Raw genomic sequence first — 23,654 nt, forward strand, 5'->3', positions numbered from 1 at the left:
GCGAGGCGAACACAAGCCTGTGAGGCGGTGACGAAGAATCGTCACCGCCTCACAGGTGAAGTGCCGTCAGACTTTACTCGCCGGCCTTCGTGATCGCGTAATACAGCGGGACCGAGTTCCAGCCGAACGTGACGTTGTCGACGCCCTCGCTGAAGCCACCGGTCACGTTGGAGTACCACAGCGGGATCGCGGGAAGATCCTGGAACAGGACCTCCTGCGCCTTGGTGAAGTCCTCGATCTGCGCGTCGGGGTCGGGGTTGGAGATGCCGGCCTTGATGAGGTCGTCGAACTCGGGGTTCGAGTAGTCACCGTCGTTCGAGCCTGCACCGGTCGCGTAGAGCGGTCCGAGGAAGTTGTACAGACCCGGGTAGTCGGCCTGCCAGCCCGAACGCGCCGCCGTGGTGATGGTGCGGTCGTTGATCTTCTTGCGAAGGTCCTGGAAGGTCGGGTACGGGTCGCCCGATGCCTCGATGCCCAGCGTGTTCTTGATGCTGTTGCTCACCGCGTCGACCCAGGCGTCGTGTCCGCCGTCGGAGTTGTACGCGATCTTGAACTCGCCCTCCCACGGGGAGATGGCGTCGGCCTCGGCCCACAGCTTCTTCGCCTCGTCGGGGTTGTACTCGAGGACCTCGTTGCCGGGGACCGAGTCCGACCAGCCGTCGATCACCGGGGAGGTGAAGTCGGATGCCGGGGTGCGGGTGCCCGAGAAGATCGTCTCGGTGATCTCCTCGCGGTTGATCGCCATCGACAGCGCCTGGCGGCGCAGCTGGCCCTCTTCGCCGCTGAAGTGCGGGAGGAACTGTCCGATCGTGAAGGACTGGAACACAGCGGACGGCTGGTTCACGGCGCGGTCGCCGAGCTCGTCCTGGAAGACCGGCAGGGATCCCGTCGGGATCGCGTCGATCACATCGACGTCCCCACTCTGCAGGTCGGCGTAGGCGGCCTCCTGCGTGGCGTAGAACTTGATGGTCAGACCGCCGTTGACTGCCTTGCGGCCGCCCTCGTAGTCGTCGTTGCGGACGAGGTCGATCTGGACGTCGTGCTGCCACGCGTCCTCGCCGTCGATCATGTACGGGCCGTTGCCGATCGGGTTCTGGCCGAAGGCGTCCATGTCCTCGAAGGCCACGTCGGGCAGCGGGTAGAACGCCGAGTAACCGAGACGCAGTGCGAAGTCGGACGCCGGCTTGTTCAGCGCGATCGTGAAGGTGTAGTCGTCGACCTGCTTCAGACCCGACATGTCGCCCTGGGCACCGAACACGTCGTCGTCGGGGTTGTTGGGGTCACCTGCGTCGTTGACGAAGCCCTCGATGTCCTCGAAGAAGTACCCGGAGAGCTGGGCGTTCTCCGCCTGAGCTCCGTAGTTCCACGCCTTGATGAAGTTGTCGGCGGTGACCTCTTCACCGTTGGTGAACTTCACGCCTTCCTTGAGCTTGACCGTGATGTTCTGCGGGTCCTCGGTGGTGATCTCCTCGGCCACGTCGTTGACCGGCTTGCCGTCGGCGTCGTAGTAGATGAGACCGGCGAAGATCTCGTCGAGGATCTTTCCGCCACCCACCTCGTTGGTGTTGGTGGGGATGAGCGGGTTCTCGGGCTCGGAGCCGTTCGTGGTGATGATGGCATCCGCGTTGACGTCGCCGCCGGCGTTGCCGCCGTCGTCGTTGCCGCCGCTCGCGCAGCCCGCGAGCGCCAGGGCGCCGATCGCGAACAGCGCGGTGCCCGCAAGGGCGATCTTGTTGCGCTTCACTTTGTGTCCTCCTGTGGACGGGTATTCATCAGACTGCGCGCTCATCGTCGAACACGTAGGGATGGATTGAGCGTAACCCGGCGTTCGGCACGGGGCGCACTCGGCTAATGAACCGTTACTGAGTGGTGATCAACCGTAATATCGCGGAAACACGGGACGCCGTGCCCCGGACGGGTGCACGGCGTCTCGAGTGTTCTCGCTCGCGGATCAGGCGAAGGCCTCCACGGGCGGGCAGGCGCACACGAGGTTGCGGTCGCCGTAGGCCTGGTCGATGCGGCGCACCGGCGGCCAGTACTTGCCGGCGACGAGCGCGTGCACGGGATACGCGGCCTCCTCGCGCGTGTACGGATGGGTCCACTCCCCCGCGATGAGCGACACCGCGGTGTGCGGGGCGTGCACAAGCGGGTTGTCCGCTGCCGGCCAGCGCCGGGCGGCGACCGCGTCCGCCTCGGCCTTGATCATGATCATGGCCTCGACGAAACGCTCGATCTCGCCGATGTCCTCCGACTCGGTCGGCTCGACCATGAGCGTGCCCGCCACCGGGAACGACATGGTCGGCGCGTGGAAACCGTAGTCGATCAGGCGCTTGGCGACGTCGTCGACCGTGATCCCCGTGGCCTCCTTGAGCGGTCGCAGATCGAGGATGCACTCGTGCGCGACACGACCGTTCTCGCCCGTGTACAGCACCGGGAAGTGCTCTCCGAGGCGCGCGGCGATGTAGTTCGCCGAGAGCACGGCCGCAGCCGTCGCGCGACGCAGGCCGTCGGCGCCCATCATGCGCACGTACGCCCACGAGATCGGCAGGATGCCGGCGGAGCCGTAGGGCGCAGCGGAGATCGGACCTCCGTCGAACACGAAGCCTCCGGCGTGCTCGGCGCGCTGAGCGAGCGGATGCGAGGGCAGGAACGGCGCGAGGTGCGCCTTCGCCGCGACCGGGCCGACCCCGGGTCCACCGCCGCCGTGCGGGATCGCGAACGTCTTGTGCAGGTTCAGGTGCGAGACGTCGCCGCCCAGGTCGCCGAAGCGCGCGTAGCCGAGCAGCGCGTTGAGGTTGGCTCCGTCGACGTAGACCTGGCCGCCGGCCTCGTGCACGGCCGTGGTGATCTCGACCACGTCCTGCTCGTACACGCCGTGCGTCGACGGGTACGTGATCATGAGCGCCGAGAGCGCGTCCGCGTGCAGCTCGATCTTGGCGCGCAGATCGGCGAGATCGACGTTGCCGAGCTCGTCGCACGCGACCACGACGACCTTCATGCCGGCGAGCACGGCCGAGGCTGCGTTCGTGCCGTGCGCGGATGACGGGATCAGGCACACGGTGCGCTGGTTGTCGCCGTTCGCGAGGTGGTAGCCGCGGATCGCCAGCAGACCCGCGAGCTCGCCCTGCGAGCCCGCGTTCGGCTGCAGCGACACCGCGTCGTAGCCCGTGACCTCGGCGAGCCACGCCTCGAGCTGATCGATCAGCTCGAGGTAGCCCTCGACGTCGGAGGCCGGGGCGAAGGGGTGGATGCCGGCGAACTCTGGCCACGTGATGGCTGCCATCTCGGTGGCCGCGTTGAGCTTCATGGTGCACGAGCCCAGCGGGATCATGCCGCGGTCGAGCGCGTAGTCGCGGTCGGCGAGGCTCTTGAGATAGCGCATCATGGCGGTCTCGCTGCGGTGCGCATGGAAGACCGGGTGCGTGAGGTACTCGTCCTGACGGTGGAGGGCGTCGGGGAGCGCTGACCGTCCTCCGACGAAGGCGAACGCCCGCTGCTCCGGCCCACCGAACACCTGAGCGACCTCGTGCACATCGGCGATCGAGGTCGTCTCGTCGACCGAGATGCCCACGGTGTCGGCATCCGCCGCACGCACCAGGATGCCGCGCTCGTGCGCTGCGGCCACCAGCTCTCTCGCCCGACCGGGAACGCGCACCTGAACGGTGTCGAAGAACGCCTCATGCACGACCTCCGCGCCTGCGTCTACAAGCCAGTCGCGCAGCAGAGCCGCCTTCGCAGCCGTCTCGGCCGCGATCGCCCTCAGTCCCTCGGGGCCGTGGTAGACGGCGTACATCGCGGCCATCACGGCGAGGAGCACCTGGGCGGTGCAGATGTTCGAGGTGGCCTTCTCCCGGCGGATGTGCTGCTCGCGCGTCTGCAGCGACAGACGGTAGGCAGGGCGCCCGTCCGCGTCGACCGAGACTCCGACCAGCCGACCCGGCAGCTGGCGCTCGAGACCCGCGCGCACCGCCATGTAGCCCGCGTGCGGTCCGCCGAAGCCCATGGGCACGCCGAACCGCTGCGTCGTGCCGACCGCCACGTCCGCGCCGAGGCTGCCCGGCGAGGAGATGAGCGTGAGCGCGAGGAGGTCGGCCGCGACCACCGCGAGCCCGCCGGCGAGATGCACGGCGTCGATCACGGCGCTCGGGTCCCACACGCGTCCGGAGGCGCCGGGGTACTGCACGAAGACGCCGAACAGTTCGGCGGGCAGCTGCTCCCCACCCGCGAGGTCGACCGTCACGAGGTCGATGCCGACGGCCTCGGCGCGCGCGGCGAGCAGTGCCCGGGTCTGCGGGAAGGCGTCAGCATCCACGGCGAACACGGTCGACGCCGTCTTGGAGGCGCGTCGCGCGAGCAGCATCCCCTCGACGACCGCGGTGGACTCGTCGAGCATCGAGGCGTTGGCGGTCGAGAGCCCGGTGAGCTCCGACACCATCGTCTGGAAGTTGATGAGAGCCTCCAGGCGGCCCTGGGAGATCTCCGGCTGGTACGGCGTGTAGGCGGTGTACCAGGACGGGTTCTCGAGCACGTTGCGCTGGATCACGCTCGGCGTGATCGTGCCGTAGTACCCAAGGCCGATCATCGGCCGGTTCACCGTGTTGCGCGCTGCGAGCGCTCGCAGGTCCGCGAGAGCCTCGGTCTCGCTCGCCGCGGCCGGGATGACGCTCTCGGTGCGCGCGGGCGTGTAGATCGCGGAGGGCACGGCCTCGCGCATGAGCGCGTCGACCGGACTGGCGTCCGCGGCGTCGGCGCCCAGCCCGAGTGCGTCGAGCATGTGCCGCTGGGCGGCGTCGGTGGTTCCGATGTGACGATCGGCGAAAGAGACCACTGGTCGATCAGCCCTCCGTGTGCGCGACGTAGGCGTCGCGGTCGAGCAGTCCGTCGAGCGCGTCGTCGGCGACCTCGACCTTGATGAGCCAGGCGTCCTCGAACGGCGAGGAGTTCAGCAGGGCGGGGTCGTCGACGACGGCCTGGTTGATCTCCGTGACCGTGCCGGTCACGGGCGCGTAGAGCTCGGAGACCGACTTGGTCGACTCCGCCTCGCCGAACACGTCGCCGCGGGCGAACGCGGCGCCGACCGCGGGGAGCTCGACGAACACGATGTCGCCGAGCGCGTCAGCGGCGAAGTCGGTGATCCCGACGGTCGCCACGGAGCCGTCGAGGGCGACCCACTCGTGCTCTTCGCTGTACTTGAGGGTGGTCAGATCAGTCATTTCGTCCTCCGGTAGAAAGGCAGAGCGGTCACGGTCGCGGGGATCTTCGTCCCCCGCACGTCAAGGAATACTGCGGTTCCCTCCTCAGCGGAAGAAGGAGTCACGTAGGCCATCGCGATCGGGTGGCCGAGAGTCGGGCTCAGCGCGCCGCTCGTGATCTCGCCGAGCACCGTGTCGTCCTCGGCGACGACCGCGTAGCCCGCACGTCCGGCGCGCTTGCCCTCCGCGGCGAGTCCCACGAGGACGCGAGCGTCGGATGCCGGTTCGACGGCGTCCTTGCCGACGAAGCGCTCCTTCGCCGTGACGACGACGCGGCCGAGGCCGGCCTGCGCGGGCGCGGTGTCGAGGGTGAGCTCGTGGCCGTACAGCGGCATCCCCGCCTCGAGGCGCAACGTGTCGCGGGCGGCGAGGCCCGCGGGCACCAGACCGTGGTCCTTCCCCGCGGCGAGCACGGCATCCCACAGATCCGCGGCGTGCTCCGCCGGCACGAGCAGCTCGAAGCCGTCCTCGCCCGTGTATCCGGTGCGGGCCAGGAGCAGCGGCGCGTCAGCGAAGCGCGCCGAGGCCCACGCGTAGTACTTCTGCTCCGACCACGGGATGCTGACCTCGTCGATCCCGGGGGTCGCGGCGACGATGCGCTCGGAGTTCGGCCCCTGCACCGCGATGAGCGCGTAGTCGTCGGAGACGTCGTCGACCGCCACGTCGAAGCCGTCGACGCGGGCGGACAGCGCCTCGCGCACGGCATCCCGGTTGCCCGCGTTGGAGATGACCAGGTAGTCGTCGTCCTGCAGGCGGTACACGATGACGTCGTCGACGATGCCACCCGACTCGGCCAGCAGCAGCGAGTACTTGGCCTTGCCGACGGCGAGGGCCGAGAGGCGTCCCGCCAGGGCGTAGTCCAGGTAGGCGCCCGCATCGGCCCCGCGCACCGTGAACTCCGCCATGTGCGAGATGTCGAAGATGCCCGCGGCCTGGCGCACCGCGTGGTGCTCGGCGAGGTCGGACGTGTAGCGGACCGGCATCTGCCAGCCGCCGAAATCGGTGAACGAGGCTCCGAGCGCCTCGTGGCGGTCTCGAAGCGGCGTGTAGCGGGGGTCGGACATGGAGTTCTCCCGGGCGTGGGCGGGTGGAACGGCGACAGCACCGTTCCTCGGAACTCCCCCTCTGTCATGGGCCTGAGAGCTTCGCCCCTCGAAAGGGGCTTTCACCGTCGGCGGATCCCTGACGCGAAGAGAGTGCGGGGAGACTCGCGGAACTCGTCTCACCAGGGTTTCGACTCGGGCGTGGGCGCCCTCGCTCAACCCGATTTCTCGCTTCGCTCGAAATCGCTTTCCAGAGTGGCCGGAACCGCGCGGTACGCGTACCTGAGAGATTGGCGGGGAGGCTTGCTCCTTCGGTGCCCGGCTGCGTTCGCCGGGGCTCTCCCGCGTGGTCCATTCGGCCGATGTTCGATTGTGGTCTCAGTGTAGCGGCTGGACCGCCGTTGCCCCGTCGACGCTCAGAGCCCGGCGAGCTCCGCCCGCACCTCGTCGCGCAGACGACCCAGATTCTCCGGTTCCGGCGCCGCCCCGAGAAGCGTCCTCGTGTACTCGTGCTGCGGATTCAGGATCACGTCGTCGGCCGGCCCGCGCTCCACCACGTCGCCCTTGTAGAGCACCATGATCTCGTCGGAGAAGTGCCGGGCGGTCGCGAGGTCGTGCGTGATGTACAGCACGCCGAGGTCGTCCTCGCGCTGCAGATCGGCCAGCAGGTTCAGCACCCCGAGCCGGATCGACACGTCGAGCATCGACACGGGCTCGTCCGCCACGATGAACCGCGCGCCCGGGGCCAGGGCACGGGCGATCGCGACGCGCTGGCGCTGACCTCCCGAGAGTTCGTGCGGGCGACGCTCGGCGAAGCTCTCGGCGGGCGTCAGACGCACGCGCTCGAGCAGCTCCAGCGCACGCTCGCGCACCTGCGCGGTCGACAGCTTCGGGTGGTGCAGCCGAATCGGGCGCTCGAGGTGGTGGAAGATCGTGTGGAAGGGGTTCAGCGAGGCGAACGGGTCCTGGAACACCATCTGCACCTGCGAGCGGTACGCCTCCACGGCGCGGCCACTCATGCCGCTCTCCTGCCCGTCGAGCAGGATCTGCCCGCTGGTGGGGGTCTCCAGCTTCATCAGCATCCGCGCGATCGTCGACTTGCCCGACCCGGACTCGCCCACGAGAGCGACGGTCTTGCCCGCCTCGATCGTGAACGAGACGTCCTTCACGGCGTGCAGGATCGAGGTCTTGAACCCCGACCGGAGGTGGAAGTCCTTGACGAGGTTCCTCGCCTCGAGGGTGGTGACGCTCATCGGATCTCCTCCTGGCTCGCACGGCTGCCCGTACGGACGAAGTCGCCGCGCTCGCCCGTGAGACTCGGGAAGCTCGACAGCAGCCGCTTGGTGTACTCGTGCTGAGGGGTGCGGTAGATCTCCTCGGCCGTCCCCTGCTCCACGATCTCGCCCTGCAGCATGACGGCGATCCGATCGCTGATCTCGATGAGCATCGGCAGGTCGTGCGTGATGAAGATGACCGCGAACCCGAGACGCTCGCGCAGGCGCATGATCTCGCGGATGATGCCGCGCTGCACGACCACGTCCAGCGCCGTCGTGGGCTCGTCCATGACCATGACCTGGGGGTCGAGCGCGAGGGCCATCGCGATCATCATGCGCTGCCGCATACCGCCCGACAGCTCGTGCGGGAAGCTCGTGAGCCGCGAGGGGTCGACTCCCACGAGGGTGAGCAGCTCCTCGGCCCGGGCCTGCTTATCCTTCTTCGACATCCCCGGACGGTGCGTGTCGAAGATGTCGAAGATCTGCGCCCTGACGTCGATCACCGGGTTGAGGGAGTTCATCGCCCCCTGGAATACCATCGAGATCTTGTCCCAGCGGAACGCGCGGAGCCCGTCGCCGTCGAGCGCGACCACGTCGATGTCGGTGCCGCTGCGGTCATGGAACACGATCTCGCCGTCGGTCATCAGCGCCGGCGCCTTGAGCAGCCGGTTCATGCCGTACGCGAGGGTCGTCTTGCCGCAGCCCGACTCCCCCGCGAGCCCGAGGATCTCTCCGCGGTTCAGGGTCAGCGACACGTTGCGGACCGCCTTGACCGGCGGGTCGACCTCGTACTCGATGGACACATTGCGAGCCGTCAGCACGGCCTCCGGAGCGCTCACGCGGCGACCCCCTTCGTCTTGGCGGCCTTGCGCACACGGCGCGCGGCATCCGGTGCGTTGCGGAGCTTCGGGTTGATGACCTCGTCGATCGCGAAGTTGATGAGGGCGAGGCCGGCGCCGAGCACGGCGATCATGACCCCTGGCGGCACGAACCACCACCACGCGCCACGTCCGAGGGCCTGTCCGGACTGCGCATCGTTGAGGATGCTGCCCCAGGTGATCGACGAGTTCGGTCCGAGACCGAGGTACGACAGACCGGCCTCGCCCAGGATCGCGAAGATGATCGCGAACAGGAACTGCGCGGTCAGCAGCGGCAGGAGGTTCGGCATGATCTCGACGAGGATGACGCGGAACGACCTCTCCCCCGCGACTTTGGATGCGTAGACGTAGTCGCGGGTGCGCAGCGACCTGGTCTGCAGTCGCAGGACGTACGCGGCACCGGCCCAGGACGTGATGCCGAGGACGAACGCCACGAGCTGCCAGCTGCGCTGAGGCACGAACGAGGCGATCACCATCACCAGAGGGAGGCCGGGGATCACGATCATGACGTTGGTGAGCAGCGCGAGCGCGTCCTCGCGCCATCCGCCCAGGTATCCGGCGAGCACACCGAACACGAGCGACAGCACGATCGCGATGCCGCCGGCGACGAGGCCGACGAGCAGCGACCCCTGGGCGCCGATCGCCAGCTGCGCGAGCATATCGTTGCCGAGTTTGGTGGTGCCGAGCCAGTGCTCCGCGGACGGCGGCTGCAGGGCCGCGTTGTCGGTGCTCCGCGGGTTCTGCGTGAACATCGGGGCGATGACGGCGAACAGCACGATCGACAGCACGAGGATCACGCCGACGATGAACTTCGGCGAGCGGCTGGGCAGCAGCCCGCGGCCCTTCTTCGGCTTCCGCGTCGCGATCGCGACAGTCGTGGCCGGCTCGTCGGTCGGCTGCTCCTTGACGATCTGCATCGGGGTGAGCTTGGTGTCAGACATTCTGGCGCGCCCTCGGGTCGATGAATCCGTAGATCAGGTCCATGAAGAAGTTGGCGGCGAGCACCGTGATGGTGATGACGAGGAAGAGACCCTGCATGAGCGCGTAGTCGTTGTTCGTCACCGCCTGGAACATGAGCTTGCCGATCCCCGGGTAGGTGAAGACCTGCTCCATGACGATGGAGCCGGCGACCACGAAGCCGAGCGTGATGGAGAAGCCGGCGATCGACGGGATCGCCGCGTTCCGGGCCGCGTAGGTCGTCATGATGCGACGCGGGCGCAGGCCCTTGGCCTCGGCGGTGAGCACGTAGTCCTCGGACATGGTCTGCACCATCATGTTGCGCATGCCGAACAGCCATCCGCCGACCGAGCTGATCACGATCGTGAAGGCCGGCAGGATCGCGTGCGACACGGCGTTCGAGAAGAACGCCCACGTCGGCTCGGGGCCGTCCGGGAAGTCGAAGACGTCGTAGCCGCCGAAGATCGGGAACCAGCCGAGTCCGACCGCGAAGACCGCGACGAGGATCAGAGCCATCCAGAAGTACGGGATGGACTGCAGCACGGTGGTCGCCGGGATGATGTGGTCGACCCAGGTGCCGCGCTTCCATCCGGCCCAGGCGCCGAGCACGACGCCGAGGATGAACGAGATGACGGTCGCGGTGCCGACGAGGATGAGCGTCCAGGGCAGCGCCTGGCCGATCAGCTCGGTCACCGGGGTCGGGAACTTGGTGACGGAGACTCCCAGATCGCCCTGGAACATCCGCCCCCAATAGGAGAGGTACTGCTCCCAGAGGGAGGAGTCGTCCCCGCCGAGCAGCAGCTTGATGTTGCGGATCGTGGTCTCGGAGACCTCGCCGCCCGCACGCTGCATCTTCGCGATCATGATGTCGGCGGGATTGCCCGGCATCATGCGGGGAAGCAGGAAGTTGATCGAGATAGCGGCCCACAGCGTGAACGCGTAGAACCCTATCCTTCGTGCATAGAACTTCATGACGGTCTTCTTCGACTTCCTGCTTCCCCGGTGACGGTGCGGTTACTTGGCGGGCTGGAGGTGCGTCAGGACGTAGCCTGCCGCGATCGCGCCCCAGGACGGCGGGAACGCGTACAGGTCGTCCTCGGTCGGCCAGCCGGTGTAGTCCTTCGTGTTGTAGAAGGTCTGCGTCGCATTGATCACGAGCGGGATGTAGGGCAGGTCACGGACGATCTCGGTCTGGATCGTGCCGTACAGCTCCTTCTTGGTCGCTTCGTCGTTCGTGCTGATCGCCGACTGCACCGCGGTGTCGACGACGGGGTTGTTGTACCGGCTGAAGTTCCAGCGGCCGGTGGGGACCTCTTCGCCGACCGGGCCGGTGGAGCCGACGGCCGTGCCGCCGAACCAGTCGCGGTAGATCTGGAACGGGTCGGCGACAGAGGTGCCGATCATTCCGCCGACGATGAGCTGGAAGTCACCGCTCTGGCGCGAGTCGGAGAACTCCTGCCACTGCACGGTGGAGGCGTTGATCTTGATGCCCGCGGCCTCGGCCTGCTCGGCGATCAGCTTGGCGGCGTCGTTGTAGTCCGTCCAGCCGTCGACCGAGGTGAGCGTCATCTCGACCTTCTGGCCGCCCTTCTCGTAGATGCCGTCCGAGCCCTTGGTGTAGCCGGCGGCCTCGAGGATGGAGCCGGCCTCGTCGGCGTTCGCCTCCTGGGGGCTGACCTCGTTGGCGGGGTCGGCGACCCACTTCTCGTCGCGCGGGAGCAGTGCGTAGGTGGGCGAGATGTCGCCGGTGAGACCGACGAACGCCTTGTCCTTGATCGTGCCGCGGTCGATCGCGGCGTTGAGCGCCTGACGCACGGCGACGTCGGTCTGCGGGCCTGCGCAGCCGAGCTCGGCGTTCGAGCAGGTGTAGAGCACCGTCGGGTCCTGCGGGGTGTTGATCCAGGAGATCGCGCCGTTCGCCGTGACGTCGTCCGGGTTCGGGATGAACATGCCCGTCCAGTCGAGCTTGCCGGCGGCGAGCAGGTCCTGAGCGGTCTGGTTGTTGTCGACCGCGATGTACTGGACCTTCTTGACTCCGAGCTCGTCGGCGTCGCGGAAGTTCTCGTTCGCGACGAGGGTGTACGACTCGCTCGTGGTCTTGTCGACCACGTAGGCGCCGGATCCCACCGGGTCCTCGTTGGCGAAGTTCGCGTAGTCGTCGACGTCCGCCCAGATGTGCTCGGGGAGGATGTACGTCGACCCGAGGCGCTGGAACTCCGTCGTGTACTGGGCCGAGGAGTAGGTGAGGACGACGGTCGTGTCGTCGGTCGCCTCGGCGGACACCAGGCCGTTGCCCTCGGGGTTGTTGGCCTCGTAGTTGAACGAGAAGGCGACGTCGGCGGCGGTCAGCGGCTCGCCGTCGCTCCACTTGAGGTCGGGCTTGATGGTGACCGTGATCACCGTGCCGTCCTCGTTGTACTCGTAGGAGTCGCCGATCAGGCCCTCGGGCTCGGAGTCCGCGGTCTTGTTGAAGAAGAACAGCGGCTCGTAGATCGGACCCAGCGCGCCGTGCAGGACGGTCGGCGCGAACGGGTTGTAGTTCGCGGTGATGGGGGTCTGGCTTCCGGCCCAGACGCGGAGAGCGCGGTCGCCGTCGGCTCCGCCTCCCTCGCTGCCGCCGGCGCCACAGGCCGTGAGGCCCAGGGCGAGGACGGAGGCCCCCGCCACAGCGGTGAGCGCGATCTTGCGCTTTCCGTTACGGATCATTCTGTCAATTCCTCTCGGTGCTGCACTGCAGGAGGGATTCTCCGGGAAGGAGACGGATCCCCGGGCGGGGGTCTCGGGCAAGCCCCTATAGGGGTTTGTTAGGACAGTAACCTAACAAACCCGATTCCGGTGAACAAGAGTTCTGCCCCGTCCCAGATAACGTTTCGGACTCGACGCCGCGGGAACGTCACACAGTGGCACTAAGGGTCCCGACGACACTAAGATCGATTCCGGAGGTTAAGGTGATGATGACTCAAACCCGCGAGATCGATGTGGCCGTGTCGACGGTCATCCTCACGCTGCGCCGATCGGAAAGCGGAGAACCCGTGCTGGCACTCCCCCTGGTGCGCCGCACCCGCGAGCCCTTCGAGGGACAATGGGCCCTGCCCGGCGGATGGCTCACGACCGCGGAATCGCCCGTGGATGCCGCGGCGCGCACGCTCGCCGAGACCACGGGTCTCACCCCGAGCTACCTCGAGCAGCTCTACGCCTTCGGGGCCGTCGACCGCTCCCCCACCCGGGTGGTCTCGATCGTGTACTGGGCTCTGCTGCGGCAGGACGACGTGGATGCGCAGAGCGCCGCACACCGCGCATCCGGCCTCGCACCCGAGAACGTGAGCTGGTTCGACCTGACCGAGCTCCCCGTGCTCGCCTTCGACCACGACAAGATCGTCGACTACGCGCTGTGGCGCCTGCGGAACAAGGTCGGCTACACCCGGGTCGCCCACGGCTTCCTCCCCGCCGAGTTCACGCTGGCGGAGCTGCGCGAGGCCTACCAGGCGATCCTCGGACGCTCGCTCGACCCCGCGAACTTCCGGCGCCAGGTCGAGGCGACCGGCACCCTCCTCCCCACCGACCGCTTCCGCACCGGAAGCCATCGGCCCGCCCGACTGTACCGATACGACACCGATGTGGAGCTGGCCGACCACGGCCCGCTCGGCCCCGAGGAAACGAGCATCCGATGAGCATCACCTTCGTCCCCACCCCGCCCGTCCCGCCGCTCGACGCATCGGTCGACCACGCGATCCAGGCGATCGTCGCGGGCGCGTCGACCGACGAGACCTGTGCGACCGACCTCGCGGTCGGACCCTGGGACTTCGACACCCGACCGGGCTACGGCCCCGGCTCCTCCATGGGCGACGTGATCCCGACCGGGGCGCCGCGCCAGGGCGAGCTCCCCCGCGAGTACCGCGAGGCGGGCGAGGACGAGCTCGACGAGCGCATCCGGGCCGCGAAGGAGACCCTCGGCGATCGCGTGGTCGTGCTCGGCCACTTCTACCAGCGCGAGGAGGTCGTGCGCCACGCGGACTATGTGGGCGACTCCTTCCAGCTCGCCACCGCCGCGAAGGGTCGCACCGACGCCGAGGCGATCGTCTTCTGCGGCGTGCACTTCATGGCGGAGACGGCGGATCTGCTGTCGGGACCCGACCAGGCGGTGGTCCTGCCCAATCTCGCGGCGGGCTGCTCCATGGCGGATATGGCGGACATCGATCAGGTGGAGGACTGCTGGGAGCAGCTCGCTGAGGTCCTCGGCGATCTCGACGCGCAGGACGCGGACGGCCGTGTGCCCGTGATCCCCGTGACCTACATGAACTCCTCCGCGGCGATCAAGGGCTTCGTCGGCCGTCATGGCGGCATCGTGTGCACCTCCTCGAACGCGGAGACCGTGCTCGAGTGGGCGTTCGAGCGCGGACGCCGGGTGCTGTTCTTCCCCGACCAGCACCTCGGTCGCAACACGGCCAGGGCCATGGGTGTGCCGCTCGAGCGGATGCCGATGTGGAACCCTCGTCGCGCCCTCGGCGGCTCGACCGCCGCAGAGCTCGAGGACTCCCGGGTGATCCTCTGGCACGGTTTCTGCTCGGTGCACCGCCGGTTCACGGTCGCGCAGATCGACCAGGCTCGCGCCGAGCACCCCGGCGTACGCGTGATCGTGCACCCCGAGTGCCCGATGGAGGTCGTGGATGCCGCGGACGAGGCCGGCTCCACCGACTACATCCGCCGGGCGATCGCCGCCGTCGAGGAGCCCACCACCTTCGCGGTCGGCACCGAGATCAACCTCGTGCGCCGCCTCGCCGCGCAGTTCCCGCAGCACGAGATCTTCTGCCTCGACCCGGTCGTGTGCCCGTGCTCGACCATGTACCGCATCCACCCCGGCTACCTCGCGTGGGTGCTGGAGGAGCTCGTCGCCGGTCGCACCCCGAACCGCATCTCCGTGTCCGACGACGTGGCCGCCCCTGCGCGCGTCGCCCTCGAGCGGATGCTGGCGACGAAGCCGCGAGTGGCGGCGAGCGCGCGATGACCGTCGTCGTGGTCGGGTCCGGCATCGCCGGTCTCACCGCCGCGTTGCACGCGCACGAACGCGGCCACAGCGTCGTGCTCGTCACGAAGGGACGACTGGGCGACGGGTGCACCCCGTTCGCCCAGGGCGGCGTCGCCGGGGTCTACGGGCCCGACGACTCCGCGGAGCAGCACGCGGCCGACACCCTCGACGCGGGCGCGGGGCTGTCCGACCCGCGTGCGGTGGCGGCGCTGGTCCAGGATGCCGGGGCGCGGATCGCCGAGCTGATCGCGCGAGGCGTGGCGTTCGACCGCTCCCCCGACGGCCGCCTCCTGCTCGGGCGTGAGGCCGCTCACCGCCACGCGCGGATCGTGCACGCCGGGGGCGACGCGACCGGGGCCGCGATCTCGCAGGCGCTGGTCGGAGCGGTGCGATCGACGGAGATCGAGGTGCGGGAGCATGCACTGCTCGTGGACCTCCTCGTGACCGACGGTCGCGTGCACGGCGTGCGTCTGCTCACGGACGAGGCCGTGGCGGAGCGGGAGGCCACGAGCGTGATCCTGGCGACGGGTGGAGCAGGGCAGCTCTACGCGCACACCACGAACCCCGCGGGCGCGACCGGAGACGGCATCGCTGCTGCCCTGCGCGCGGGGGCCGCGGTGGCCGACCTCGAGTTCGTGCAGTTCCACCCGACCGTGCTCGTGGGCGACGCCCCGTTCCTGGTCTCCGAGGCCGTGCGCGGCGAGGGGGCCACCCTCGTCGACGAGGACGGCCGACGCTTCATCTTTGATACGCACCCGGACGGCGAGCTCGCTCCCCGCGACGTCGTCGCCCGCGCGATCGCGCGCCGCGCGGCCGAGCAGGGGTCGCCGGTGCGCCTCGATGCCACGGCACTCGGTGCGGAGCGGCTCGCGAAGCGCTTCCCCACGATCGACCGGGTGACGCGCGAACGCGGTCTCGACTGGGCACGGGAGCCGATCCCCGTGACGCCCGCCGCGCACTACCTGATGGGCGGCGTGGTCACCGATCTCGACGGCCGCACGACTCTTCCGGGTCTGTTCGCGGTGGGAGAGGTCGCGCGCACCGGCGTGCACGGCGCCAACCGGCTCGCGTCGAACTCTCTCCTGGAGGGGGCCGTGTTCGCGGCACGCGCCGTAGCGGCGCTCGAGGAGCCGTGGCCTTTCGTGCCCGCGCTCCCCGTCGACTCCGTCTCCGACGCGGTGTCCCCCATCGGACTCGCGCCCTTCGACCGTGCGGCTCTGCAGCGGCTGATGTGGGACGACGTCGGCCTGCTCCGCACCGATGAGGGCCTGCGGCGCGCTTTCGCGACCGTGCGCGCCTGGATCGCCTCCGCACCCGCGCCTCGGACCGTGGCCGAGCACGAGGATGCTGCGCTCCTGCTGGTCGCCGAGGCCACCGCATCCGCCGCCCTCGCCCGCGTCGAACCGGTCGGCGCCCACTACCGCGAACCCGCCGGCGACCTCGTCGGCCCCGTCCTGGAGACCGTCTGATGCTCACCCCTGCCCAGATCATCCGCGTCGTCGGAGCCGCGCTCGAGGAGGATGCGCCCTGGGGCGACCTCACGAGCACGACCCTGCTCCCTGCTGACGCGACCGCGACCGCCGACCTCGTCGCCCGGGAGGCGGGCGTGTTCAGCGGCGGCGAGGTCTTCACCGCCGCGTTCGCCCTCACGGATGCTCGGGTGAGCGTCGACGTGCACGTCGGCGACGGAGACGAGTTCGCGCCGGGTGATGTGCTCGCCTCGGTGTCGGGCAGCGCCCGCAGCATCCTCACCTCCGAGCGCATCGCCCTGAACTTCGTGCAGCGCATGAGCGGCATCGCGACACTGACCTCGTCCTATGTGCGCGCGATCGACGGCACCTCGGCGCGCATCGCCGACACCCGCAAGACCACCCCGGGGCTGCGAGCGTTCGAGCGCCATGCCGTGCGCTCCGGCGGCGGGTACAACCACCGCCACTCGCTGTCGGACGCCGTGATGGCCAAGGACAACCACCTCGCCGTCCTGCAGCGCTCGGGACAGGATCTCGCCGGCGCGCTGCGCGAGGCCCTCCGGCACCTGCCGCACACCACGCACGTCGTGGTCGAGGTCGACAGGCTCGACCAGATCGAGACCGTGCTCGCGGGCGGGGCGCACACCGTGCTGCTCGACAACTTCGCTCTCGACGACCTGCGCGCCGGAGTCGCCCTGATCGGCGACCGTGCCCAGACGGAGGCCTCGGGGGGCGTGAACCTCGACACCGTGGCGGGTATCGCGGCGACCGGCGTCGACGTGATCTCGGTCGGCGCCCTCACGCACTCGGCACGAGCGCTGGACCTGGGCCTGGACGTGCGGATCGACTGAGCGGATGCTGTACCTCGACCACGCCGCCACCTCCCCCCTCCGCCCGGAGGTGCGCGACGCCATGCTCCCCTACCTCGTGGGCGTGTTCGGCAACCCGTCGAGTCACCACACGGTCGGCGAGGCCGCTGCGGATGCGCTCGAGGATGCACGGGCACGAGTCGCCCGCAGGCTGGGGTTCCGTTCGGGGGATGTGATCTTCACCGGCGGCGGAACAGAGGCCAACAACCTGGCGATCAAAGGCATCACGCTCGCCACGATCGAGCTCGGGCGACGACACCTCGTCGTCTCCCCGATCGAGCACGAGTCGGTCCTCGAGCCGGCCGACTACCTCCGGCGCTTCCACGGTGTCGACGTGACGCGGATCGCCGTCGACGCCGCCGGGCGCATCGCCGACGAGGACCTGCGCGCGGTCGTCCGCGAGGACACCGCGCTGGTGTCGATCGGCCATGCCAACAACGAGATCGGCACGGTGCAGGACGTCGCTGCCCTGGCCGCCGTGGCCCGGGACGCGGGAGTTCCGCTCCACGTCGACGCCGTGCAGTCGGCGGGATGGCTGCCCCTCGATGCGCTGGGCGCGGACGCGCTCAGCCTCGCCGGCCACAAGATCGGCGCTCCGAAGGGCATCGGCGTCCTCGCGATCCGCGGTCGCATCCCGCTCGAGCCGCTGCTGCACGGCGGCGGGCAGGAGCGCGGACGACGCTCGGGCACCGAGAACGTGGCAGGCGCCGTGGCGCTCGCGACCGCCCTCGACCTCGCCGCGGAGGAACAGGACGCGGTGCGCGAGCGGGTGGGCGCGGCGACGTCGCGTTTCATCACGGCGGTCCTCGCGACGGTGCCGAGCGCCGCGCTCACGGGCGACCCCGTGCGGCGGCTGCCGGGATGCGCGAGCTTCACGTTCGCCGGTGTGAACGGCGAGACCGTGCTGCTCGAGCTCGAACGGCGCGGGGTCGTGTCGTCGAGCGGTTCGGCGTGCGCCGCCGACAGCGGAGAGCCCTCCCATGTGCTGCTCGCCTGCGGCATCGACGCCGACGTGGCCCAGACCGCCGTGCGGTTCACCTTCGGCCGCGAACCGCTGCCCGAGGACGCCCCCGAACGGCTCGCGACGATCGTCGCCGACGCGGTGCACGCGGCTTCCGGCGTCTGAGCATCCGTCCCCGCATGCGATCACGGCCATAGACTCGACCGGTGACCGCCTCCGACCCGATCGTGACGATGATCGTCCCCGGCCGCGACGTCGCCGCGTTCGCCCCCGCCGCCCTCGACTCGTTGCGCGCGCAGACCGAGTCCCGCTGGCGTGCCGTGCTCGTCGACGACGGCTCGATCGATGAGACCGGCCGCGTGTTCGCCCGCGCCGCGCGCGAGGACCCCCGCTTCAGCGTGCTCACGCATGAGGCCTCCCGCGGTCTCGGTGCCGCCCGCAATGCCGCCCTCGAACTCGTCGACACGCCGCTCGTGGGCTTCCTCGACGGCGACGACGAGCTCACCCCGCACGCTCTGGAACGCCTCACCGGGACCCTGGCCGAGACGGGCAGCGACCTCGTCGCCGGGGCCTACGTCCGGACGCGCTTCGACGGCGAGCGCTACGCCCCCGGCCGGGTGCAGCCGTGGGTCGCGGCGGCGACGGCTCCCGAGCGGCATGCGACCAGCATCCACGCCCACCCCGCGGCGAGCGCGAACATCGTGGCCTGGTCGAAGATCAGCCGCACGGCGCTGTGGGCAGACCTCCGCTTTCCCGAGAACGTCGCCTACGAGGACCAGGTCGTCGCTCAGCAGCTCTATACGCGCGCCACGGCGTTCGACGTGATCCCCGATGTGGTGGTGCACTGGCGCCTGCGCGCGGACGGCACTTCCATCACGCAGGGAAGGACGCGGCTCCCGGTGCTCCGCGACTACCTGGCGGCGTTGCGGGGCGGCATCCGCGTGCTGCAGGATGCGGGGGCCACGGCAGCTGTGACCGCGCGGCTTGAGCTGATCCTCGCGATGGACCTCCCGCCCCTGATCGACATCGCGCGCACGCATCCCGACCCGGAGTACGCGGAGGCCGTCGAACGCTTCGTCGCCGAGCTGCGGGCACTCCCGGAGTTCGCCGACGCCTCCCCCGATCCCGCACTGGCCGCCGCGCTCGCGTGGTGACCCGACCCCCGAGGAACCCCATGGACGACTATCTCTCCGGACTGTTCTCGTTGCACGGCCGCACGGCGATCGTGACCGGCGGCAGCTCGGGCATCGGCCGCGGCATCGCGACCGCCCTCGCCAGGGCCGGAGCGTCGACCGTGATCGTCGCGCGCGGCGAGGAGCGCATCGCGCAGACCGTGCAGGAGCTGCGGGATGCCGGGGCGACCGCATCCGGCGTCGTGGGCGATCTCGCCTCGCGCACCGGAATCCATGCACTCGCCGAGGCGGCGACGGAGCCCTTCGGCGAGCCCGACATCCTCGTGAACTCCGCGGGCGTGAACATCCGTCCGCCCTATGCCGACATCACGGAGGACGACTGGGACACGACCATGACCGTGAACGCTCTGGCGCCGTTCCTGCTCGGCCAGCGCTACGGCGTCGGCATGGCGCAGCGTGGATACGGCCGGATCATCCACATCAGTTCGCAGCAGGCGCATCGTGCGTTCGTCTCGAGCGGCGTGTACGGCGCATCGAAGGGCGCTGTCGAGTCGCTCATGCGCTCGGAGGCCGAGGCGTGGGGAGGTACGGGCGTGACCAGCAACACGCTCGTGCCCGGCTTCGTGCTCACCCCGTTGAACGCCCGTCTGCAGGACGACCCGGAGAAGGTCGCCGCTCTCGCCGCGCGCACCATGATCGGACGCAACGGACTGCCGGAGGACTTCGCCGGCGCCGCAGTGTTCCTCGCCGGTGCGGGCTCGGGATACGTGACCGGGCATTCGCTCTTCGTCGACGGCGGCCTGTCGGTGCACTGACCCCACGACCGCCCACGCGCGCGGGCGGATCACGCCTCGTTCGGGTAGACCCGCTCGTCGTCGGGAGGGGCGTCCAGCAGCGGCACGCCGGCCGTGAGCGTCGCGACGGCATCCTCGCCCGCCGATCCCACCGGTGCCCGATCCGCGCGGCGCTCGGTGAGCGCGGCCTCCCCTTCGGACGCCACCGCATCCTCGATCTCCGTCTCGGTGTCGAGCACACGTGAGGCCGCCACCTGCTGCGCCGCGAGCTCCGCGTAGAGCCCGCCGAGAGCGAGCAGTTCGGCATGCGTGCCCGACTCGACGATCCGCCCTGCCTCGAGCACGTGGATCACGTCGGCGCCCATCACGGTCGAGAGCCGATGCGCGATCGTCAGCGTCGTGCGCCCCTTAGCGGCCTCGTCGAGCGCCTCCTGCACCACGCGCTCCGATACGGTGTCGAGCGCGGACGTCGCCTCGTCGAGCAGCAGCACGGGAGGGTCCTTCAGCAGCACGCGCGCGATCGCGATGCGCTGCTTCTCGCCGCCGGACAGCCGGTAGCCGCGCTCGCCGACGATCGTGTCGTAGCCCTCGTCGAATCCCGCGATGATGTGATGGATGTTGGCCGCCGTGCACGCGGCGATCATCTCGGCCTCGGTCGCCTCGGGCTTGGCGTACAGCAGGTTCTCGCGGATCGTGGCGTGGAACAGGTACGTCTCCTGCGACACGATCCCGACCTGGTCGATGATCGACTCCTGTGTGAGCGTCCGCACGTCCGCGCCGGCGAACAGCACCGCACCGCCGTGCGCCTCGTAGAGCCGCGGGGCGAGGTAGAGCACCGTGGTCTTGCCGGCGCCGGACGGGCCGACGAAGGCGACGTGCTGCCCCGGCTGGGCCGTGAACGACACGCCCTGCAGGGTCGGCCGTGCGTCCGCCGCGGCGTCGGGGTAGCGGAACACGACCTCGTCGAACTCGATGCGTCCGCGGGGCCCCGGAGCGTCGGCGACATCGATCGCTCCGGGGGCGTCGCGGATCTCGGGTACGAGGTCGAGGTACTCGAAGATGCGCGCGAACAGTGCCGAGGAGGTCTGCAGGTCGAGCGAGACGCGCATGAGGCCCATGAGCGGCTGCAGGAGGCGCGCCTGCACGGTCGTGAACGCGACGACGGTGCCGGCGGTGAGCGCGCCGGCGCCCCCGGCGATCAGGTAGCCCGCGACGAGGTAGATGACCGCGGGGACGCTCGCCATGAGCACCTGCACCACCGCGAAGAAGCCCTGGCCGCTCATCGCGCGGCGCACCTGGAGGCGGACCTGGTTGCGGTTCTCGGCCTGGTATCGCTCGGACTCGGTGCGCTGACGGTTGAAGGCCTTCGACAGCAGCATTCCCGACACGCTCAGCGTCTCCTGCGTGATCGACGTCAGCTCGGACAGCGATTCCTGCGTCTCCCCGGCGATCCGCGCCCTGACCTGGCCCACACGCCGCTGCACGACGACGAGGAACGGCATGAGGATGACGGCGATCAGTGTGAGGCGCCAATCGATCAGGATCATCGCCACGAGCGAGGCGATCACGGTCACGACGTTGCCGAGGATGCTCGTGACGGTGTTCGTGAGGACGCCCGAGACCCCTCCGACGTCGTTCTGCAGGCGCGACTGGATCACACCTGTCTTCGTGCGCGTGAAGAAGCCCAGTTCCATGGCCTGCAGGTGCTCGAACAGTCGAACGCGGAGATCGCCCGTCACGCTGTTGCCCACGGTCGACGTGAGCCAGGTCTGAGCCACCCCGAGTCCGGCGGAGAGGAGGAACAGTCCGATCATCGCCAGCACGAGCCAGAGCAGGAGCTGCACCTGCGGGGCGCCGCCGTCGACCGGGAAGAGCGCGTCGTCGAAGATGCGCTGCACGATGAGCGGCGGGATCACGGCGATCCCGGCTCCGACGACGACGAGCAGTCCCGTCACGGCGATGCGCCAGCGGTAGGGCCGGAACAGCCCGACGACGCGGGCGCCGAGCCCGCTGATCCGCGGCGCCTCCGCGTTCAGCCTGCGCTGCGCGGCCTCGTCGACGCCGCGGAAGCCTCCGCCGCGTCCACCGCCCATCCCGCCCATGCTCATGTCGTCAGCGTAGTCAGAGGCGGCGACGTCGGGGCGCGATGACGGTTCCTGACCGTCCGCTGTGAGCGGATTCGTCCGGATCCGGAATGAAATGTCGCACACCGCCGTTACGCTGAATGGTCCCCGCGCATTCGCGCACCTCTTCTTCTCCGCGCCTAGGAGGCCGCCGCATGTCTGCCGTCGACACCGGTTCCATCACCACGCCCCCTGCCGCGACCGCGGGCGGGATCGCGCGCAGCGACATGCGTGTGATCTGGCTGCTCCTCGTCGCCGCGTTCGTCGCGATCCTCAACGAGACGACGATGGGCATCGCGATCCCGCACCTGAACGCCGACCTGGGCATCCCGCCGGAGCTCGGGCAGTGGCTCACGAGCGCCTTCATGCTCACGATGGCGGTCGTGATCCCGACCACCGGCTTCATCCTGCAACGCTTCACGACACGTCAGGTGTTCATCGCCGCCATGACGGCGTTCTCCCTGGGAACCCTCGTGGCCATGCTCGCCCCCGGTTTCGCGGTGCTGCTCGCCGGTCGCGTGATCCAGGCCGCGGGTACCGGCATCATGATGCCGCTGCTCATGACGACGATCATGAACGTGGTGCCCCCGCAGTCGCGCGGTCGCATGATGGGTCGCGTCGGCCTGGTGATCTCGCTCGCCCCCGCGATCGGTCCGACCCTCGCAGGTGCCGTGCTCGAGACCCTGAATTGGCGCGCGCTGTTCGCGATCGTCCTGCCGATCGCGATCGTCTCGCTCGCGATGGGCGCCAAGTGGATGACGAACCTCGGCGAGACGCGCATCGCTCCGCTCGACATCGTGTCGATCCCGCTTGCCGCCCTCGGCTTCGGCGGCATCGTTTTCGGCCTGAGCCAGTTCGGCGGCCACGGCGGCTCCGGCGAGACCGTGGGCATCGCGTCCCTCGTGGGCGGCGCGATCGCGCTCGCGGCGTTCGTGTGGCGTCAGCTCGTGCTGCAGCGTGTCGACGACGCCCTGCTCGACCTGCGCGTGTTCCGCTCCGTGAACTTCACGTTCTCGGTCATCATCATGACGATCCTCGCGCTGTCGATGTTCGGCACACTCACGCTGCTGCCGCAGTACCTGCAGAACGTCGCGGGCCTGAACGCCCTCGAGTCGGGTCTCGTCCTGCTGCCCGGCTCCGTGCTCATGGGTCTGCTCGGCCCGATCATGGGACGCATCTACGACGCCAAGGGCACCCGCCCGCTGCTGATCCCCGGCACGATCCTCGTCTCGGCCGCCCTGTTCTTCTACTCGACGGTCGGTGAGCACACCGTGTTCTGGGTGCTCATCCTGGTGCAGGCCGCGATGTCGGTCGGCCTCGCGATGTCGTTCACCCCGCTGTTCTCGGCCTCCCTCGGCTCCCTCGACCGTTCGCTGTACTCGCACGGCTCCGCAGTGCTGAACACGCTGCAGCAGGTCGGCGGCGCCGCGGGTGTCGCGCTGCTCACCGTCACGTACTCGTCGATCCTGCACGCCGGTGAGGACCAGGGCCTGTCGACGGCGGTCGCCGGCGCACCCGGCGCGCGCATGGCCTTCCTCATCGCGGCGATCATCTCGCTCGCGGCCGTCGCGCTCAGCGCGTTCGTGCGCAAGCCGACCGAGGAGCCGAGCGGCGCCCACGTCGGGCACTGATCTCCCGCGCGGCGGTGTGCTGCTCTCCTAGGGCGCCTTGGGCGCCGGGAAGTGGCACACCCCGCCGCTGCAGAAGCCAGCTGTCTCCGACCCCTCGACCGAGAGTCCGTCGAGGAGATTCAGGGCGCCGGGCGGGGTCGCCGACGCATGCGGTGTCTCCTGTCCCACGGGTTCCTGTGTCGTAGCCATCCCTCGATCGTACGCCTGTCCAAGACGTGTGTCGCCGATCGGAGGATTCGACGGC

At 69.4% G+C, this 23,654-nt stretch carries 19 protein-coding genes and 1 riboswitch; of the genes, 8 read left to right on the forward strand and 11 right to left on the reverse strand.

Annotation, left to right across the window (positions count from 1 at the left end):
• Positions 1-73 precede the first annotated feature (73 nt).
• From AKH00_RS04370 to AKH00_RS04410, 9 genes are all read right to left on the reverse strand, one after another.
• Positions 74-1,744 carry a peptide ABC transporter substrate-binding protein gene (locus AKH00_RS04370; protein WP_200903793.1) on the reverse strand — a complete coding sequence of 557 codons (1,671 nt, stop codon included), beginning with the start codon at positions 1,742-1,744 and terminating at the stop codon, positions 74-76.
• 207 nt (positions 1,745-1,951) lie between these two features.
• The gene (gene gcvP, locus AKH00_RS04375) at positions 1,952-4,774 is read right to left on the reverse strand and encodes an aminomethyl-transferring glycine dehydrogenase (protein WP_050722045.1); all 2,823 of its coding nucleotides are present in this window, start codon (positions 4,772-4,774) and stop codon (positions 1,952-1,954) included.
• A 61-nt stretch (positions 4,775-4,835) separates the two neighbouring features.
• A complete protein-coding gene (gene gcvH, locus AKH00_RS04380; RefSeq protein WP_050721444.1) occupies positions 4,836-5,213 on the reverse strand; it encodes a glycine cleavage system protein GcvH in 378 nt (125 codons plus the stop codon).
• Complete coding sequence (gcvT, locus tag AKH00_RS04385; protein WP_050721445.1) at positions 5,210-6,316, reverse strand: glycine cleavage system aminomethyltransferase GcvT; 1,107 nt, start codon at positions 6,314-6,316, stop codon at positions 5,210-5,212. The genes gcvH and gcvT overlap by 4 nt, the downstream gene beginning before the upstream one ends.
• 239 nt (positions 6,317-6,555) lie before the next feature.
• A riboswitch (glycine riboswitch) is annotated at positions 6,556-6,650 on the reverse strand.
• Between the two features lie 61 nt (positions 6,651-6,711).
• Complete coding sequence (locus AKH00_RS04390; protein WP_050721446.1) at positions 6,712-7,548, reverse strand: ABC transporter ATP-binding protein; 837 nt, start codon at positions 7,546-7,548, stop codon at positions 6,712-6,714.
• On the reverse strand, positions 7,545-8,408 hold the full coding sequence (locus tag AKH00_RS04395; protein WP_050721447.1) for an ABC transporter ATP-binding protein: 864 nt from the start codon (positions 8,406-8,408) through the stop codon (positions 7,545-7,547). Before AKH00_RS04395 ends, AKH00_RS04390 begins: the two co-directional genes overlap by 4 nt.
• Entirely contained in the window at positions 8,405-9,388 is a 984-nt protein-coding gene (locus tag AKH00_RS04400; RefSeq protein ID WP_050721448.1) for an ABC transporter permease, read from the reverse strand. Before AKH00_RS04400 ends, AKH00_RS04395 begins: the two co-directional genes overlap by 4 nt.
• A complete protein-coding gene (locus tag AKH00_RS04405) occupies positions 9,381-10,376 on the reverse strand; it encodes an ABC transporter permease (protein ID WP_050721449.1) in 996 nt (331 codons plus the stop codon). The genes AKH00_RS04400 and AKH00_RS04405 overlap by 8 nt, the downstream gene beginning before the upstream one ends.
• Positions 10,377-10,418: 42 nt before the next feature.
• The gene (locus AKH00_RS04410; protein ID WP_050721450.1) at positions 10,419-12,110 is read right to left on the reverse strand and encodes an ABC transporter substrate-binding protein; all 1,692 of its coding nucleotides are present in this window, start codon (positions 12,108-12,110) and stop codon (positions 10,419-10,421) included.
• 248 nt (positions 12,111-12,358) lie between these two features.
• Between AKH00_RS04410 and AKH00_RS04415 the strand changes: the two genes are divergently transcribed.
• The 7 genes from AKH00_RS04415 to AKH00_RS04445 are packed head-to-tail and all read left to right on the forward strand — an operon-like array spanning position 12,359 to position 19,677.
• On the forward strand, positions 12,359-13,075 hold the full coding sequence (locus tag AKH00_RS04415) for an NUDIX hydrolase (protein WP_050722046.1): 717 nt from the start codon (positions 12,359-12,361) through the stop codon (positions 13,073-13,075).
• Complete coding sequence (gene nadA, locus AKH00_RS04420) at positions 13,072-14,409, forward strand: quinolinate synthase NadA (RefSeq protein WP_050721451.1); 1,338 nt, start codon at positions 13,072-13,074, stop codon at positions 14,407-14,409. The genes AKH00_RS04415 and nadA overlap by 4 nt, the downstream gene beginning before the upstream one ends.
• Positions 14,406-15,899, forward strand: coding sequence for an L-aspartate oxidase (gene nadB / locus AKH00_RS04425; protein ID WP_050721452.1), 1,494 nt, complete (start codon positions 14,406-14,408; stop codon positions 15,897-15,899). The genes nadA and nadB overlap by 4 nt, the downstream gene beginning before the upstream one ends.
• Positions 15,899-16,750 (forward strand): carboxylating nicotinate-nucleotide diphosphorylase, encoded by an 852-nt coding sequence (nadC, locus tag AKH00_RS04430; protein ID WP_050721453.1) that lies wholly within the window; start codon positions 15,899-15,901, stop codon positions 16,748-16,750. Before nadB ends, nadC begins: the two co-directional genes overlap by 1 nt.
• 4 nt (positions 16,751-16,754) lie before the next feature.
• Positions 16,755-17,894 (forward strand): cysteine desulfurase family protein, encoded by a 1,140-nt coding sequence (locus AKH00_RS04435; protein WP_050721454.1) that lies wholly within the window; start codon positions 16,755-16,757, stop codon positions 17,892-17,894.
• Between the two features lie 41 nt (positions 17,895-17,935).
• A complete protein-coding gene (locus AKH00_RS04440; protein ID WP_327037260.1) occupies positions 17,936-18,883 on the forward strand; it encodes a glycosyltransferase family 2 protein in 948 nt (315 codons plus the stop codon).
• A gap of 20 nt (positions 18,884-18,903) precedes the next feature.
• Positions 18,904-19,677: an SDR family NAD(P)-dependent oxidoreductase gene (locus tag AKH00_RS04445; RefSeq protein ID WP_050721455.1), complete on the forward strand. Its 774-nt coding sequence runs from the start codon at positions 18,904-18,906 to the stop codon at positions 19,675-19,677.
• A 29-nt stretch (positions 19,678-19,706) separates the two neighbouring features.
• Here AKH00_RS04445 and AKH00_RS04450 read toward each other — a convergent pair whose 3' ends face one another.
• Positions 19,707-21,758: an ABC transporter ATP-binding protein gene (locus AKH00_RS04450; protein ID WP_050721456.1), complete on the reverse strand. Its 2,052-nt coding sequence runs from the start codon at positions 21,756-21,758 to the stop codon at positions 19,707-19,709.
• A 176-nt stretch (positions 21,759-21,934) separates the two neighbouring features.
• Here AKH00_RS04450 and AKH00_RS04455 point away from each other — a divergent pair, with 176 nt between their 5' ends.
• On the forward strand, positions 21,935-23,410 hold the full coding sequence (locus tag AKH00_RS04455) for an MDR family MFS transporter (protein ID WP_050721457.1): 1,476 nt from the start codon (positions 21,935-21,937) through the stop codon (positions 23,408-23,410).
• Positions 23,411-23,437: 27 nt separating this feature from the next.
• On the opposite strand, the gene AKH00_RS18100 is transcribed toward AKH00_RS04455, so the two are convergent.
• The gene (locus AKH00_RS18100) at positions 23,438-23,599 is read right to left on the reverse strand and encodes a hypothetical protein (RefSeq protein WP_200903794.1); all 162 of its coding nucleotides are present in this window, start codon (positions 23,597-23,599) and stop codon (positions 23,438-23,440) included.
• Positions 23,600-23,654: the final 55 nt, after the last annotated feature.

The sequence above is a fragment of the Microbacterium sp. GCS4 genome, assembly GCF_001262495.1.
Lineage (GTDB): Bacteria > Actinomycetota > Actinomycetes > Actinomycetales > Microbacteriaceae > Microbacterium.